This window comes from Lysobacter sp. SCRH-1R, from assembly GCF_057747855.1.
Window position 1 is genome coordinate 3,296,811 of the sequence record NZ_CM173227.1, and the last position, 13,667, is coordinate 3,310,477.

General features: G+C 68.3%; 14 protein-coding genes. 10 read left to right on the top strand and 4 right to left on the bottom strand.

Translation table 11 applies throughout. The features are described from left to right. Window positions 1–154 precede the first annotated feature (154 nt). From thiS to AC3ANK_RS15135, 4 genes are all read left to right on the top strand, one after another. On the top strand, window positions 155–355 hold the full coding sequence (gene thiS / locus AC3ANK_RS15120) for a sulfur carrier protein ThiS (RefSeq protein WP_206861544.1): 201 nt from the start codon (window positions 155–157) through the stop codon (window positions 353–355). 214 nt (window positions 356–569) lie between these two features. Continuing rightward, the gene (locus AC3ANK_RS15125) at window positions 570–1,376 is read left to right on the top strand and encodes a thiazole synthase (protein ID WP_206861545.1); all 807 of its coding nucleotides are present in this window, start codon (window positions 570–572) and stop codon (window positions 1,374–1,376) included. A gap of 146 nt (window positions 1,377–1,522) precedes the next feature. After that, the gene (gene trmB, locus AC3ANK_RS15130; RefSeq protein ID WP_206861546.1) at window positions 1,523–2,254 is read left to right on the top strand and encodes a tRNA (guanosine(46)-N7)-methyltransferase TrmB; all 732 of its coding nucleotides are present in this window, start codon (window positions 1,523–1,525) and stop codon (window positions 2,252–2,254) included. A 118-nt stretch (window positions 2,255–2,372) separates the two neighbouring features. Next, window positions 2,373–4,214: an SLC13 family permease gene (locus AC3ANK_RS15135; RefSeq protein ID WP_206861547.1), complete on the top strand. Its 1,842-nt coding sequence runs from the start codon at window positions 2,373–2,375 to the stop codon at window positions 4,212–4,214. Between the two features lie 550 nt (window positions 4,215–4,764). On the opposite strand, the gene AC3ANK_RS15140 is transcribed toward AC3ANK_RS15135, so the two are convergent. Together AC3ANK_RS15140 and AC3ANK_RS15145 are read right to left on the bottom strand one after the other, a co-directional pair. Further along, complete coding sequence (locus tag AC3ANK_RS15140) at window positions 4,765–5,193, bottom strand: MAPEG family protein (RefSeq protein ID WP_206861548.1); 429 nt, start codon at window positions 5,191–5,193, stop codon at window positions 4,765–4,767. Window positions 5,194–5,236: 43 nt separating this feature from the next. Next, window positions 5,237–5,626: a Rieske (2Fe-2S) protein gene (locus AC3ANK_RS15145; RefSeq protein WP_206861549.1), complete on the bottom strand. Its 390-nt coding sequence runs from the start codon at window positions 5,624–5,626 to the stop codon at window positions 5,237–5,239. Window positions 5,627–5,686: 60 nt separating this feature from the next. Here AC3ANK_RS15145 and AC3ANK_RS15150 point away from each other — a divergent pair, with 60 nt between their 5' ends. The 6 genes from AC3ANK_RS15150 (at window position 5,687) to AC3ANK_RS15175 (ending at window position 10,716) form a co-directional block, all read left to right on the top strand. Further along, window positions 5,687–6,001, top strand: a complete 315-nt coding sequence (locus tag AC3ANK_RS15150) for a hypothetical protein (RefSeq protein ID WP_206861550.1) — start codon at window positions 5,687–5,689, stop codon at window positions 5,999–6,001. Between the two features lie 6 nt (window positions 6,002–6,007). After that, window positions 6,008–6,727, top strand: coding sequence for a fumarylacetoacetate hydrolase family protein (locus AC3ANK_RS15155; protein ID WP_206861551.1), 720 nt, complete (start codon window positions 6,008–6,010; stop codon window positions 6,725–6,727). 50 nt (window positions 6,728–6,777) lie between these two features. Then, the gene (mscL, locus tag AC3ANK_RS15160) at window positions 6,778–7,179 is read left to right on the top strand and encodes a large-conductance mechanosensitive channel protein MscL (protein WP_206861552.1); all 402 of its coding nucleotides are present in this window, start codon (window positions 6,778–6,780) and stop codon (window positions 7,177–7,179) included. A gap of 80 nt (window positions 7,180–7,259) precedes the next feature. Beyond that, the gene (locus AC3ANK_RS15165; protein ID WP_206861553.1) at window positions 7,260–7,415 is read left to right on the top strand and encodes a hypothetical protein; all 156 of its coding nucleotides are present in this window, start codon (window positions 7,260–7,262) and stop codon (window positions 7,413–7,415) included. A gap of 143 nt (window positions 7,416–7,558) precedes the next feature. After that, the gene (locus AC3ANK_RS15170) at window positions 7,559–8,971 is read left to right on the top strand and encodes a M28 family peptidase (protein ID WP_206861665.1); all 1,413 of its coding nucleotides are present in this window, start codon (window positions 7,559–7,561) and stop codon (window positions 8,969–8,971) included. Window positions 8,972–8,982: 11 nt separating this feature from the next. Next, window positions 8,983–10,716 carry an EAL domain-containing protein gene (locus AC3ANK_RS15175; protein ID WP_206861554.1) on the top strand — a complete coding sequence of 578 codons (1,734 nt, stop codon included), beginning with the start codon at window positions 8,983–8,985 and terminating at the stop codon, window positions 10,714–10,716. Between the two features lie 4 nt (window positions 10,717–10,720). On the opposite strand, the gene AC3ANK_RS15180 is transcribed toward AC3ANK_RS15175, so the two are convergent. Both AC3ANK_RS15180 and AC3ANK_RS15185 read right to left on the bottom strand, forming a co-directional pair. After that, a complete protein-coding gene (locus AC3ANK_RS15180) occupies window positions 10,721–11,608 on the bottom strand; it encodes an MBL fold metallo-hydrolase (protein ID WP_206861555.1) in 888 nt (295 codons plus the stop codon). 30 nt (window positions 11,609–11,638) lie between these two features. Then, the gene (locus AC3ANK_RS15185) at window positions 11,639–13,639 is read right to left on the bottom strand and encodes an alpha/beta hydrolase family protein (protein ID WP_206861556.1); all 2,001 of its coding nucleotides are present in this window, start codon (window positions 13,637–13,639) and stop codon (window positions 11,639–11,641) included. Between the last annotated feature and the right edge of the window lie 28 nt (window positions 13,640–13,667).

The window sequence follows — 13,667 nt, forward strand, 5'->3', positions numbered from 1 at the left end:
TGTTCTTGGCTGGAGCCGGTTCGGGCTGGATCCGGGAATACATACGCCCGCGGATGGCCGAATCGAACCATGCGGCGCCAGCGCACTCACGCCGCACTGCGTCAAAAACCGTGCCGACTGGCCGGCCGCCGCGGCGAGGGGCGACAATACGCGAATGCAGATCCTTTTGAACGGCGAGCCGCGCGCGATCGCGGCGCAGACCACCGTGCTGCAGCTCGTGCAGGCCGAAGGCCTGGGCGAGCGCCGCGTCGCGGTGGAGGTCAATGGCGAGATCGTCCCGCGCGGGCGGCATGGCGAGCATGCGCTGGGCGAAGGGGATCGCGTCGAGATCGTGCACGCGCTGGGCGGTGGGTGAGGTAAGGCCGCTTGCGCGGCACTGCCGCGTGGCGTGCCGAACGCCCGTCCATGGATCGGCGGGCCGGGCGATCCGGAGCCCGCAACGTCCCGCCCGGGATGGCAGCCATGGCCGAACGGAGTCCGTGCAACACGGCGCGCAGAACATCGCCGGGCTCAACCAAAAGGCCGCTGAACGCGAAAGAGCCGCCGCGACGCGCTGCTAAACTAGCGCGATGACCGCTCCGCACTCCCCCACGTTCCCGGCCGATCCGCTCGTGATCGCCGGCAAGGCCTACGCGTCGCGCCTGCTCACCGGCACCGGCAAGTTCACCGACCTCGAACAGACCCGCCTGGCCACCGAAGCCGCCGGCGCGCAGATCGTCACCGTCGCGATCCGCCGCACCAACATCGGCCAGAATCCCGGCGAGCCGAACCTGCTCGACGTCCTTCCGCCCGATCGCTACACGATCCTGCCCAACACCGCCGGCTGCTACACCGCCGACGATGCCGTGCGCACCTGCCGCCTCGCGCGCGAGCTGCTCGACGGCCACTCGCTGGTGAAGCTGGAAGTCCTCGGCGACCAGAAAACCCTCTACCCCGACGTCGTGCAGACGCTGGCTGCCGCCGAGCTGCTGGTGAAGGACGGCTTCGACGTGATGGTCTACACCTCGGACGATCCGATCCTGGCCAAGCGCCTGGAAGAGATCGGCTGCGTCGCGGTGATGCCGCTGGCCGCGCCGATCGGCTCGGGCTTGGGCGTGCAGAACAAGTACAACCTGCTGGAAATCGTCGAGAACGCCAAGGTGCCGATCATCGTCGACGCCGGCGTGGGCACCGCGTCCGATGCCGCCATCGCGATGGAACTGGGCTGCGACGGCGTGCTGATGAACACCGCCATTGCCGGCGCGAAGGATCCGGTGCTGATGGCGCACGCGATGAAGCTCGCCGTCGAAGCCGGTCGCGCCGCGTTCAAGGCCGGCCGCATTCCGCGCAAGCGTTTCGCGTCGGCGTCGAGCCCGGTCGACGGACTCATCGGGTGAGGCAGGCCGCTTGCGCGGCACCGCCGCGCGGCCTGTCGAACGCCCGTCCATGGATGGACGGGCCGGGCTCTCCGCAGCCCGCCACGTTCGGCCACGGATGGCCGCGTTAGCGCACATCGCACCAAAGCCCAACAAGAAGAACCCGCTTGTCCGACTCGCCTTTCAATCGAAAGCTTCCCCCCAAGCCTTTCACCCTGGAGGAAGGCCGCCGCCAGGTCCGCAGCTTCGTGCTGCGCCAGGGCCGTTTCACCGAAGCGCAGCAGCGCGCGTTCGACACGCTGTGGCCGCGCTACGGGCTGGACTACACCGGGCAGCCGCGCGACTTCGACGCCGTGTTCGGCCGCAGCGCGCCGCGCGTGCTGGAGATCGGCTTCGGCAACGGCGAGGCGCTGCGTTACGCCGCGCAGCACGACAAGACCCGCGACCTGATCGGCATCGAAGTGCACGCGCCCGGCGTCGGCCGGCTGCTCAACGCGCTGGCGCAGGACGAGGCGGAACACGTCCGCCTGTACCATCACGACGCCGTGGAAGTGCTGCGCAACGAGATCGCCGACGGCACGCTCGACGAGATCCGCATCTACTTCCCCGATCCCTGGCACAAGAAGCGCCACAACAAGCGGCGCCTGGTCCAGCCGGAGTTCGCGAACCTGATCGTGGCCAAACTGGCGCCGACCGGCCGCTTGCACCTCGCCACCGATTGGCAGGACTATGCCGAGCAGATGTGGGACGTGCTCGATGCCACGCCCGGCCTGGTCAATCGCGCCGGTCCGCGCGGCAGCGTGGAACGGCCGCAATGGCGACCGCAGACCCATTTCGAAACCCGCGGCCAGAAGCTCGGCCACGGCGTGTGGGACCTGTTGTACGACAAAGCGCCGTGATTCGTGATTCCGGATTCGTGATTCGCAAAACAGGCGCCAGCGCCTGCCACGATGCACCGGATTGGTCGAGTGACGGTTCTTCCGAATCACCAATCACGAATCACAAATCACGGATCTGATGGACACCGCGCTGACGCTCACCACCGACATGAAGCTCGTGCTCGGGCTGGTGGGCTTCACGATGGTGATGTTCCTGTTCGAACGCATCCGCGCCGACGTCGTCGCACTGGTCGTGCTGGTGCTGCTGGGCCTGTCGGGGCTGGTCGAACCCGACGAACTGTTCAACGGTTTCTCCGGTAACGCGGTCATCAGCATCGTGGCGACGATGATCCTCGGCGCCGGCCTGGACCGCACCGGCGCGCTGAACCGCCTCGCCGGCTGGCTGCTGCGCCGCGCGAAAGGCATGGAGCAGCGGCTGCTGCTGCTCACCACCGCGGTGGCGGGCGTCAATTCCTCGGTGATGCAGAACCCGTCGGTGCTGGCGCTCTACATGCCGGTCGCCGCGCGCCTGTCCTCGCGCACCGGCATCGCGCTGCCGCGCCTGCTGCTGCCGCTCGCCGCGGCCATCGTGATGGGCGGCGGCCTGACGATGGTCGGCAACTCGCCGCTGATCCTGCTCAACGACCTGCTGATCGCCGCCAACAGCAACCTGCCCTCGGGCGCGGCGACGCTGGAACCGCTGAAGATGTTCGCGCCGCTGCCGATCGGCATCGCGCTGCTCGCCGCGTCGCTGGCGTACTTCCATTTCTTCGGCGACAAGCGCCTGCGCCACGACGACGACGGCACCGGCGCGACGCCCGCGCGCACGCAGAGCTATTTCGCCAAGGCCTACGGCATCGAAGGCGACGTGTACGAACTCACCGTCACCGCCGACAGTCCGCTGGTGGGCATGTCGCTGGGCGAAGCCGAGGCGCTGCACAACGCGCCGCTGCTGCTGGCGCTCAAGAGCGACGGCGAGGCGCGGCTGGCACCGCCGGCGGACACGCGCATCTGGGTCGGCAGCGTGCTCGGCGCGATGGGCCCCAGGCAACAGGTCGCGGACTTCGCGCAGAACCATTTCCTGCGCCTGTCCTCGCGCCTGCGCAACTTCGGCGATCTGTTCAATCCCAGCCGCGCGGGCATTTCCGAAGCGGTGGTGCCGGCCACGTCGAAGTTCATCGGCAAGAACGGCCGCGACCTGCAACTGCGCAAGCAGATGGGCCTGAGCCTGCTGGCGATCAACCGCGACAAGAACGTGCTGCGCGAGAACGTGCGCGACGTGAACCTGCGCGCGGGCGACATGCTGGTGTTCCACAGCATCTGGACCGACCTGGGCGAAGCCGCCGCGAGCAAGGACCTGGTCGTCGTCACCGACTACCCCAAGGGCGAGCAGCGTCCGCACAAGTTCAAGATCGCCATGGCGATCTTCGCCGTCGCGATGCTGCTGGCACTGTCCTCGCGCCTGCCGGTGTCGATCGCGCTGATGACCGGCGTGGCCGGCATGCTCATCGCGGGCGTGATCCACATCGACGAGGCGTACGCGGCGATCAACTGGCGCACCGTCTTCCTGATGGCCTGCCTGATCCCGCTGGGCTGGGCGATGGATTCCAGCGGCGCGGCGGCGTGGGTCGCGGGACACACGATCGAGCGGTTACCCACCGGCACACCGGTCTGGCTGCTGGAAATCCTCGTCGGTCTGTTCACCACCCTGTTCTCGCTGGTGATCAGCCACGTCGGCGCGACCATCGTGACGGTGCCGCTGGCGATCAACCTCGCCCTCGCCGCCGGCGGCAACCCGACCGCGTTCGCGCTGATCGTCGCGCTGTCGGCATCGAACAACTTCATGACCGCGTCGAACCCGGTCATCTCGATGATCACCGGCCCGGCAGGCTACACCGGCAAGGAGCTGTGGAAGATCGGCGGCCCGCTGTCGCTGATCTATACGGCGGTGGCGGTGGCGATGGTGAATCTGTTGTATTGATTCTTCGTGATTCGTGATTCGTGATTCGTGATTCGTGATTCGAAACAGCAGATCACGCATCGCCTTGCTGATCCGTCATCCCGGCGAAAGCCGGAATCAAGGCCCCACCGCCCCACCTCGCAATGCCCGCTCTTGTAGCCCGGGTAAGCGAAGCGCACCCGGGAACCGACGCGGCAACGTGCATTGCCCAATGCGGCACCCACGCGTTACCCATCGCGAGAGGTGCTGAACACACCTTCATCTGTCGGCGGACCGATCGCATCCGGAAGCCGCGGTCTCCTCGAGCCAGGAGTTCCCAATGACTTCCCGTTGTCAGTCTTCGAACCCCGCCGCCTCATGATCAGCCGGAGTCGCTACGCGAATCGACGGTATGCACGCCCCGCGCAACCCGCCGCCCCCCACATCCGCCTGCGCGGATACCGGCTCGCCGAAGCCGGCTTCGCCGCAGGCGCGCAGGTGAAGGTGATCGTGGCCGAACGCGCCATCACACTCGTTCCCGACGCTTCGAGATGACCGATGACCGAAGCGCGCGATCCCGGGTGCGCTTCGCTTACCCGGCCTGCAAAGGCGTCGCTTGTGTGGCGAACGCGTTCGCCACCACCACCGCCCACATTCCAAGCACCGCGAGGAAGTTGACGGTGAACACCACGCCACGCAGGCGCACGTTCCCGGTAGGGATCTGCACCAGGCTGTGCAGCACGCGCCCGGCGACGAAGGTCCACGCCAACGACCGCGCGAGGCCGCCGCCGTCGTTGCCCACGATCAGCAACACGCAGGCGACGTGGAAGAACAGCGGCCATTCGAACTGGTTCGACAGGTTGGCGCTGATGCGCGGCTCGACCTTCGACCACGGATTGCTTCCATCGGCGCGACGGCCGACGCCCCACACGGCAGGCGCACGCGCAACGGTCAGCAGCACATAAAGGAATGCGGCCCACGCGACATGCGCCCCCATCGGCACCATCAAGGGATGCGACACGACGCCTCCATGCAACGGTGGCGATGTGCCTCAGGCACGCGCATCAGCGCGCGTCGCCCAGCCACACCGCCCCATCGCGAACGCTGACATCCACCGCCCGCAGCGACTCCCCGCGGCACGGACCCGCCACGCATTCGCCGCCGGCGAGTTCGAAACTCGCGCCGTGCGCGGCGCACACGAGGTGCCCGTCCCTGCTCTTGAGGAACTGGCCCGGCGCCCAGTCGAGGCGCCGGCCGGCGTGGGGGCAGATGTTGAGCCAGGCTCGGACGTGATCGCCGTCACGATACAGAATCAGGCTTTCCGCATCCCCGTCGAGGACCGCTTCGACCTCGGCGAAAGCCCCGTCCTGCAAGCGTTCCAGCGCCAGGAGCGGGTCCGCCGCCGCGTCCCCTTCATGCGAAATGCTTAACGAAGTTCTCACACCCTCGCTCATGGCTGGCCCGATACTCGCCTCCCCGGCGCTTGTTGCCGCATTGTGTCACGACGCAATCCGATGTTCGCCCAGACCTTCCGCTTCGGTACTTCCCACTTCCATTCGCGCGTGCGTTCGGCCTTCGAGCCGCGCAAGCCGCGTCATCGCCTGCTGCGTTTCGCGCTCGGCGTGGTCGGCCTGGGCGTGCTCGCGGTACTGGTGGCGTTCTCGGTGGCGCTGGGCGCGGCGATGATCGCTGCCGGCATGCTCTACAAGCTGTGGAAGCAGCGCGGCAAGCGCATCGCGCGCTCGCAGGATGCGCGCATCGTCGAAGGCGAATTCCGCGTCGTCGGCCAGCCGGCGATCGACCGTTCCCGCCCGCACACCACCCTGTAAGCCCGCATGAGCGACGTGATCGCGGCCCCGCCGCAGCCGCGCGTCCCGGTCCGTGGCACGGACCAGACCTTTCCCGTACACCGCATCTACTGCGTCGGCCGCAACTTCGCCGACCACGCGCGCGAAATGGGCGCGGCGGTTCCGGCTTCGCGCGCCGATCGCGGCACGCCGGTGTTTTTCCTCAAGCCGGCCGATGCGATCGCGCTGCAATCCGACGTGCCCTACCCGCCCGGCACGAACGACCTGCACCACGAAGTCGAACTCGTCGTCGCGCTCGGCAAGGACGCGCCGGTCGGCGTGCTCGATCCCGCCGATGCGATGAGCCTCGTCTACGGTTACGCCGTCGGCCTCGACCTCACCCGCCGCGACCTGCAGGGCGCCGCAAAGGCCAAGGGCCTGCCGTGGGACACCGGCAAGGCGTTCGACCATGCCGCGCCGATCAGCGCGATCGTGCCGGCGAGCGTCGCCGGCGAACTCGGCGAACGCGTGCTCACCCTGACCATCAACGGCCAGACGAAGCAGCACGGCTCGCTCGCGGACCTGATCTGGACGGTGCCGGACATCCTGCACGAGCTGTCGAAGCTCTACGCGCTGCGCGCCGGCGACCTGGTCTTCATGGGCACGCCCGCCGGCGTCGGCCCGCTGCAGCCGGGCGACCGCTTCCACGCGGTGCTCGAGGGCATCGCCGAGCATTCCGGGACGATCGTCGCCGCCCCGACGGTATAGTCGCAACGCCGGGGACCGCCCCCAATGTCAACGCTGGAGACCACGACGCCATGGGCCTGATCACCGAGTTCAAGGAATTTGTTTCGCGCGGCAACGTCGTCGACCTCGCCGTCGGTGTCGTGATCGGTGCGGCGTTCGGCAAGATCGTCACGGCACTGGTGGACGGCATCGTGATGCCGACGATCGGTGCGTTCACCAAGGGCGTGAGCGTCAGCGACTGGAAATACGTCATCAAGCCCTCGCAGCTGGATTCGGCGGGCAAGGAAGTGGCGGCCGAACTGGCGATCCGCTACGGCATGTTCCTGCAGACGATCATCGATTTCCTGCTGATCGCACTGGTGATCTTCCTGTTCCTGAAGGCGTACAACCGCGTGCGCGCGCCGGCCGCCGCTGCGGCGACGCCGGAAGACATCCTGCTACTGCGGGAAATCCGCGACGAATTGAAGAAGTAAGCGCGATCGCGCGCCGTGCTCGACCCCCACTGTGGTCGTGGGCCGGCTCGCATCTGCTGTTCGGGCTGGCGTGTACGGCGGTGGGCGTCATCGTGGTCGCCCCCTTGCTGCCCAGCCATCGTTTCCGGCGCTGGTTCGCGCGCGGCGATATCGATCTGGAATACGTCGGGCCCGGTGTTCTGATCCTGGTGGTGCTGTGCATCGGCGTGTCGAATTACGTGCGCGGCCCCGCGTAGCCGCGCTTCGCGCGAAGCGACCGATCCCGCAAACTCCAGCGCGTGACTGACGACACCCTGCCTTCCGGCCGCGAGTTGCTACGCTCGCGTTCTCGTCGTTTCTTTTCGACACCGTCTTCCAGGGGAGTTGTTCGATGCGCGCAATGCTGTCGGTGGCCATCGCCACCTGTCTGTTCGCCGCCACCGCAAGCGGTATCGCCGCCGAACGCGAAACGCGCATTCCCGACAACGCCATCGCCACCGCCGCGCAACTGCGCGAGACCGCGCTGAAGAGCGACCTGGGCTACCGCATCACCGAATCGCTGACCACCGAAGTCGGACCGCGTCTGGCCGGCAGCGAAGCCGATGCGCGCGCCGTCGCATGGGCCGTGGCCAAGTTCAAGGAGCTGGGCTTCGACAAGGTCTGGACCGAGCCGGTCACCTTCCCGAAATGGGAACGCCGCAGCGAGTCGGCGCATGTCGTCGGCGATAACGCGCAGCCGCTGCACCTCACCGCGCTGGGCGGCAGTCCGGCGGGCGTGGTCCAGGCCGAAGTCGTGCGCTTCGCCGACCTGGCCGCGCTGGAAGCCGCACCGGCCGGCTCGCTTGCCGGCAAGATCGCCTTCATCGATTACAGGATGGAACGCGCCCGTGATGGCGCCGGCTACGGCCCGGGCTCGCGCGTGCGCAGCCGCGGCCCGTCGGCGGCGATCCGCGCTGGCGCAATCGGCTATCTGATGCGTTCGGCCGGCACCGATTCGCACCGCAATCCGCACACCGGCATCACCCGTTTCGACGAAGGCCTGACGCCGATTCCCTCCGCCGCGCTCGCCGTGCCCGACGCCGACCAGCTCGGCCGCCTGCTCGCGCGCGGCAAGCCGGTCACGGTGAAGCTGGCGCTGGATTGCGGCTGGGACGGCACGTACACCTCGCAGAATGTGATCGGCGAGATCCGTGGTTCGAAAAAGCCGGACGAGGTCGTCGTCATCGGCGGCCACCTGGATTCGTGGGACCTCGGCACCGGCGCAATCGACGACGGCGCCGGCGTCGGCCTGACCATGGCCGCGGCCAAGCTGATCGGCGATCTCAAGCAGCATCCGGCGCGCACGATCCGCGTGGTCGCGTTCGCCAACGAGGAACAGGGCCTGCACGGCGGCAAGGCGTACGCGGCCGAGCACATGAAGGACGTCCTCAAGCACCAGATCGGCGCCGAGAGCGACTTCGGCGCGGGCCGCATCTACGCCTATTCCAGCTCCGCGCCGGCGCACGCGAAGGCCGCCGACGCGCAGATCGCGCAGGCGCTGGCGCCGCTGGGCATCGAGTACGTGCCGGGCCAGGGCGGTCCGGGCCCGGACATCGGCCCGTCGGCCGAGAAGGGCATGGCCTGGGCGCGACTGGCGCAGGACGGCACCGACTACTTCGATCTTCATCACACCCCCGACGACACGTTCGATAAAATCGACCCGCAGGCGCTGGCGCAGAATGTCGCGGCCTATGCGGTATTCGCCTACCTGGCGGCGTCCGCGGAGGGCGACTTCGGCAGCAAGCCCGCGACTCCCCAGGCAGCGACGAAGTAACCAGGAAGGCAATGGCGCAGCGGTACGACGACAAAGTTGATACCGCGGTCGATCCGATCACGGGACTGCACCGCCTCGGGGCCAACGGCCCCAGCCTGGCGACGGCCATCGCGGTCGCGGGCGCGACGCGGCGGCGCATCGCGCTGCTGCACATCGACGTGGACATGTTCCGCTCGATCAACACCAACATGGGCTCGGCGACCGGCGACCAGGCACTGGCCGCCATCGCCCAGCGGCTGCGCCGCGCGGTGCCGCGCGACGGCTGGATCTGGCGCCTGGCCAGCGACGAGTTCGTCATCGGCGTGGGATATCGCGAAGGCGAACTCGATGGCGCCGGCCTCGCGGAAAGATTGCGCGATGCGTTCGAAACGCCGCTGTCGATTCCGCCCTACACGCTGCCGGTGACGCTCTCCATCGGCATCGCCGTGTTCCCCGACCATGCGCCCAACGCCGCGACGCTGCTGTCGAAGGCCGAGGAAGCGCTGCGCCGGGTGAAGCAGGAAGGTCTGAACAACGTCGGCCTGTATTCGGCGGCGGAAGATCGCGGCGCGCCGAACGACGGCTTCGCGCAGCGCTTCGTGGAGGCGCTCGATCGCGGCGAGTTCCGCCTGTACTACCAGCCGCAGGTCGCCGCGCACGATGGCGGCGTCACCGGGTTCGCCGCGCTGCTGCGCTGGCAGACCGATCGCGGACTGCTGCGTCCGAGCCAGTTCCTCGAACCGATCAACCGCGTCGGTCTCGCCGCGCGCCTGGGCGCGTGGGTCGTGGAATCGGCGATCGCGCAGCTCGCGCAATGGCGCGCCGAAGGGCTGGATTACCTGTCGATGTCGGTGCACCTGTCCGGCCCGCTGCTGGTGCAGCGCGATTGCCTGGACCGCATCGGCGCGCTGCTGCATCGTTACGGCCTGCCCGGCAACGCGCTGGAATTCGAGATTCCCGAAAGCGTGCTGGTCACCGACAGCCATCGCGTGCACGACACGCTCACCGGCCTGCGCGCGATGGGCGCGACGCTGACGGTGCAGGACTTCGGCCTCGGCGGGCTGTCCTTCGCCGCACTCGGCCAGTACCCGCTGGACCGCATCAAGATCGACCGCAGCTTCATCCGCAACGTCGCCAGCGATCCGCGCAGCGCGGCGATCGTGCGCGGCATCATCGCGATGGGCCACCAGCTGGGCATGAAGGTGATCGCCAAGGGCGTGGAAAGCGAGGCCGAACTCGGCTTCCTGCGCCGCAACCATTGCGATTTCTTCCAGGGCTACCTGTTCAGTCCGTCGGCGCCGGCGGACCAGCTCGGCGAAGTGGTGCGCAAGCGCTTCCTGCTGCCCGGCGCGTTCGCCGCCACGCGCCCGGAGCGCACGCTGCTGCTGCTGGACGACGAGGAAAACGTGCTGCGCTCGCTGGTGCGTCTGTTCCGCCGCGACGGCTACCAGATCCTCACCGCATCGAGCGTCCGCGAGGCGTTCGACCTGCTCGCTAGCAACACCGCGCAGGTGATCCTCTCCGACCAGCGCATGGCCGACATGAGCGGCACCGAGTTCCTCACGCGCGTGCGCGATCTCTACCCCGACACGATCCGGATGGTGCTGTCGGGCTACACCGACCTTGCGACGATCACCGAGGCGATCAACCGCGGCGCGATCTACCGCTTCCTCACCAAGCCGTGGAACGACGAGGAACTGCGCGAGCACATCCTCGACGCCTTCCGCGCGCACGAGCGCCGCGCCGCCGGCGAATCGGTGTACTGACGCGTCAGTACGCGAGCTGTACGCCGCGCAGCGGCTGCACGGACAACGCCGGCTCGTCGATGCGGCGGCCCGCGGCGAATTCGAACTCCACCGGATCGTGCGAGCAGAAGATCCGCACGTGCGCGCCATCGCGCGCGTGCAGCGCACGCAGCCGCGCCTGGTTCGCGAGCCGCGACCGGCGGTCCTTCTCCATCATCCACTGGTAGAAGCGCAATCCCGGCGTGCACGAGGGATCGGCCTCCATCTCGTGATGGCAGAAATACGCGTCCCCTGCGAGCAGTTTCCAGCCATCGTCCGCGTCGATCGCCACGCCCGTGTGCCCGTGCGTGTGGCCGGACAGCGGCACCAGCAGGATCTCCGGCGGCACGCCCGGCAGGTCGCGCACGCATTCGAAGCCGAGCCAGTCGTCGCCCGCCTGCGGCGAGTACACCGTCCAGCGATCGCGCGTGGACCATTGCTGCGGACGGAAGCGCTGGCGATCGAGCCAGGTCTTCTGCTGCATCGCGTAACCGCGCTCGGTCGCCACCAGGTGCACGCGCGCGCGCGGGAAATCGTCGAGCCCGCCCGCGTGGTCGAAATCCAGGTGCGTCAGCACGATGTGCCCCACGTCGCGCGGGTCGAAACCCATCGCCTCGATCTGCCGCACCGCCGTCATCGATTCGCGGAAGTCCGGGCTGAGCAGCGCGAGGAAGAACGCGCTGAGCCGGCCGCGTGGATCGGCGACATCGCGCAGCCCGAGGCCGGTATCGACCAGCACGAGCTCGTTGCGCGATTCCACCAGCACGCAATGGCAGGCGAGCCGGCCGCGTTCGAGGATGCCGCGCGTGCGCCCGTCCATCAGCCGTCCGCCGAGCGGACAGGTCGAGATGCAGTTGAGATGATGGATGCGCATGTCGCCTCCTCGTCGCGTCGTCGCGAAGCGCTACGACGTCGCGGCGTCCGCGCGCTCCGTTTCGCCCGCCGAAACCCGCTTCGATGCGCCGCGCGCTTCGCCGGCGTGGCGCACGATCCAGTCCACCAGTCGCCGGTGATAGTCGGCGCGATGGCTTGGACGACCGCTGCTCGCCAGCGCGTGGCTGGCGCGGGGATACACGACCATGCCCAGCGATCGGCGCGAGAAGCGCACCAGGCTCGCGAACAGCGCCTCGGCCTGGCCGAGCGGGCAGCGTTCGTCGTCCTGTCCCTGCAGGATCAGCACGGCCGAGTCCACGTCGGTGCAGTACTCGATCGGCGACAGACGGTGGTAGCGATCGCGCGCTTCGTCGATCTCGCCGCCCATCGCGTACGGCGTGACGTAGAAGCCGGTGTCGGACGTGCCGGCGTGCGCTTCCACGTCGGTGATCGGCGCGCACACCACCGCCGCGCGGAACGCCTCCGAACGCCCGATCGCCCACGCACTCAGGAAGCCGCCGTACGACTTGCCGGTGCAGGCGACGCGATCGTCGATCAGGCCGTCATGACGAAGCCGATCGAGGATCGCCCGGTATTGCGGCAGGTCGAGTTCGCCCCAGCGGCCGATCAAGCGTTTGGCGAACGAAGAACCATAGCCCGCCGAACCGACCGTGTTCGGCGCGAGGATCATCCAGCCGCGCGCGAGGAGCTCGTACCAGTAGACGTGGCTCGGGTAATCCACCAGCACCGCGCTCTGCGGCCCACCGTGCATGTCCACCAGCACCGGGAACGGACCCTTTCCCTGCGGACGGAGCAGCCACGCGTCCACGCGCTCGGTGCCGCCGTCGCCATCGGGCACGTCGAAGCGTCGCACCGTGACGCGCGGCTGCGCGCGCTGGCGGTTCCAGCGGCGGTTGACGTCGGTGTGGCGCCGTTCCGATCCGCCGTCCCAGTCGCAGCTGTGGATCTCCTCCGGCCTGCGCATCGTCGCGACAGCGAACAGCAGTCGTCCATCCCCCTGCGCCACCTGCAGCACGTGTCGCAGGCGACGCGGGAAATGACGCACGCGGTTGCGTTCGCTGTCGATCACGCACAGCTCCTGCATGCCGCGCACTGCCGCGACCGTCGCGATGCGCGCGCCGTCCTCGTGCCAGACGAACTGGTCGCCTTCCAGGTGCAGGTCGGCGTCGCCCAGTTCGGTGAGCCTGCCGTCGTCGATGTGCAGCAGCCAGGGATGATCGAGCGAATCGCCCGTCGTCCGATTGCCGCCGAACACGATGCGCGTGGCGTCCGGCGACCATTCCACGCCGGTGACGGAGGCGAGCGTGCGCGTGGCCCGCGACGCGTTGCGGCCGTCGGCATCGGCGATCCACAGGTCCATGGTGTGACGCTGCCTTTCCTCGCGCGTGCGCACGAACGCCAGCCGCTTCCCGTCCGGCGACCAGCGCGCTTCCCTCACGTCGAAGTCGCCACGCGTGATCGGCGTCGCCTCGCCAGTGGCGACCTCGATGCGGAACAGATGCGTGCGCCGGCCCACCGTCGGACCGCTGCCATCCATCTTGTACGGAAGGTGCCGGACCACGAATGGACGATCGCCCTCCGCGAGGTTCGTGTCGTCGAATTCGTCCTCCGCCCACGGCACCGACGCGCTGGCGAGCAGCCATGCGCCGTCGGCGGACCAGCCGTCGATGCTTTCCAGCGGATGTTTCATCGAAGTGAGACGGGCCGCTTCGCCGCCGGACATCGGTAACAGATAGATCTGCGTGCCGATCTTGCCGAGGCGGCGCGTCAGGAACGCGAGCGTTTTTCCGTCCGGCGAAAGGCGCGCCGAGCGCGCGTTGGATTCGCTGGCTGTGAGTTGCCGTGGCGCGCCGTCGCCGCGCAGGTCCACGCACCACGCGGCGGCACGATAGCCGTCGCGCTTGCGCGAAGGTTGCGACTGCACGAAGACCGCGAGCGAATGCCGGGGCGAACCTTGCAGCGTCTGCAGGGTGGAATGCAGGTAGAGATCGTCGACATCGAACGACTTCATCCGGGCTCCTTGTCGTTGGCGGCATCAC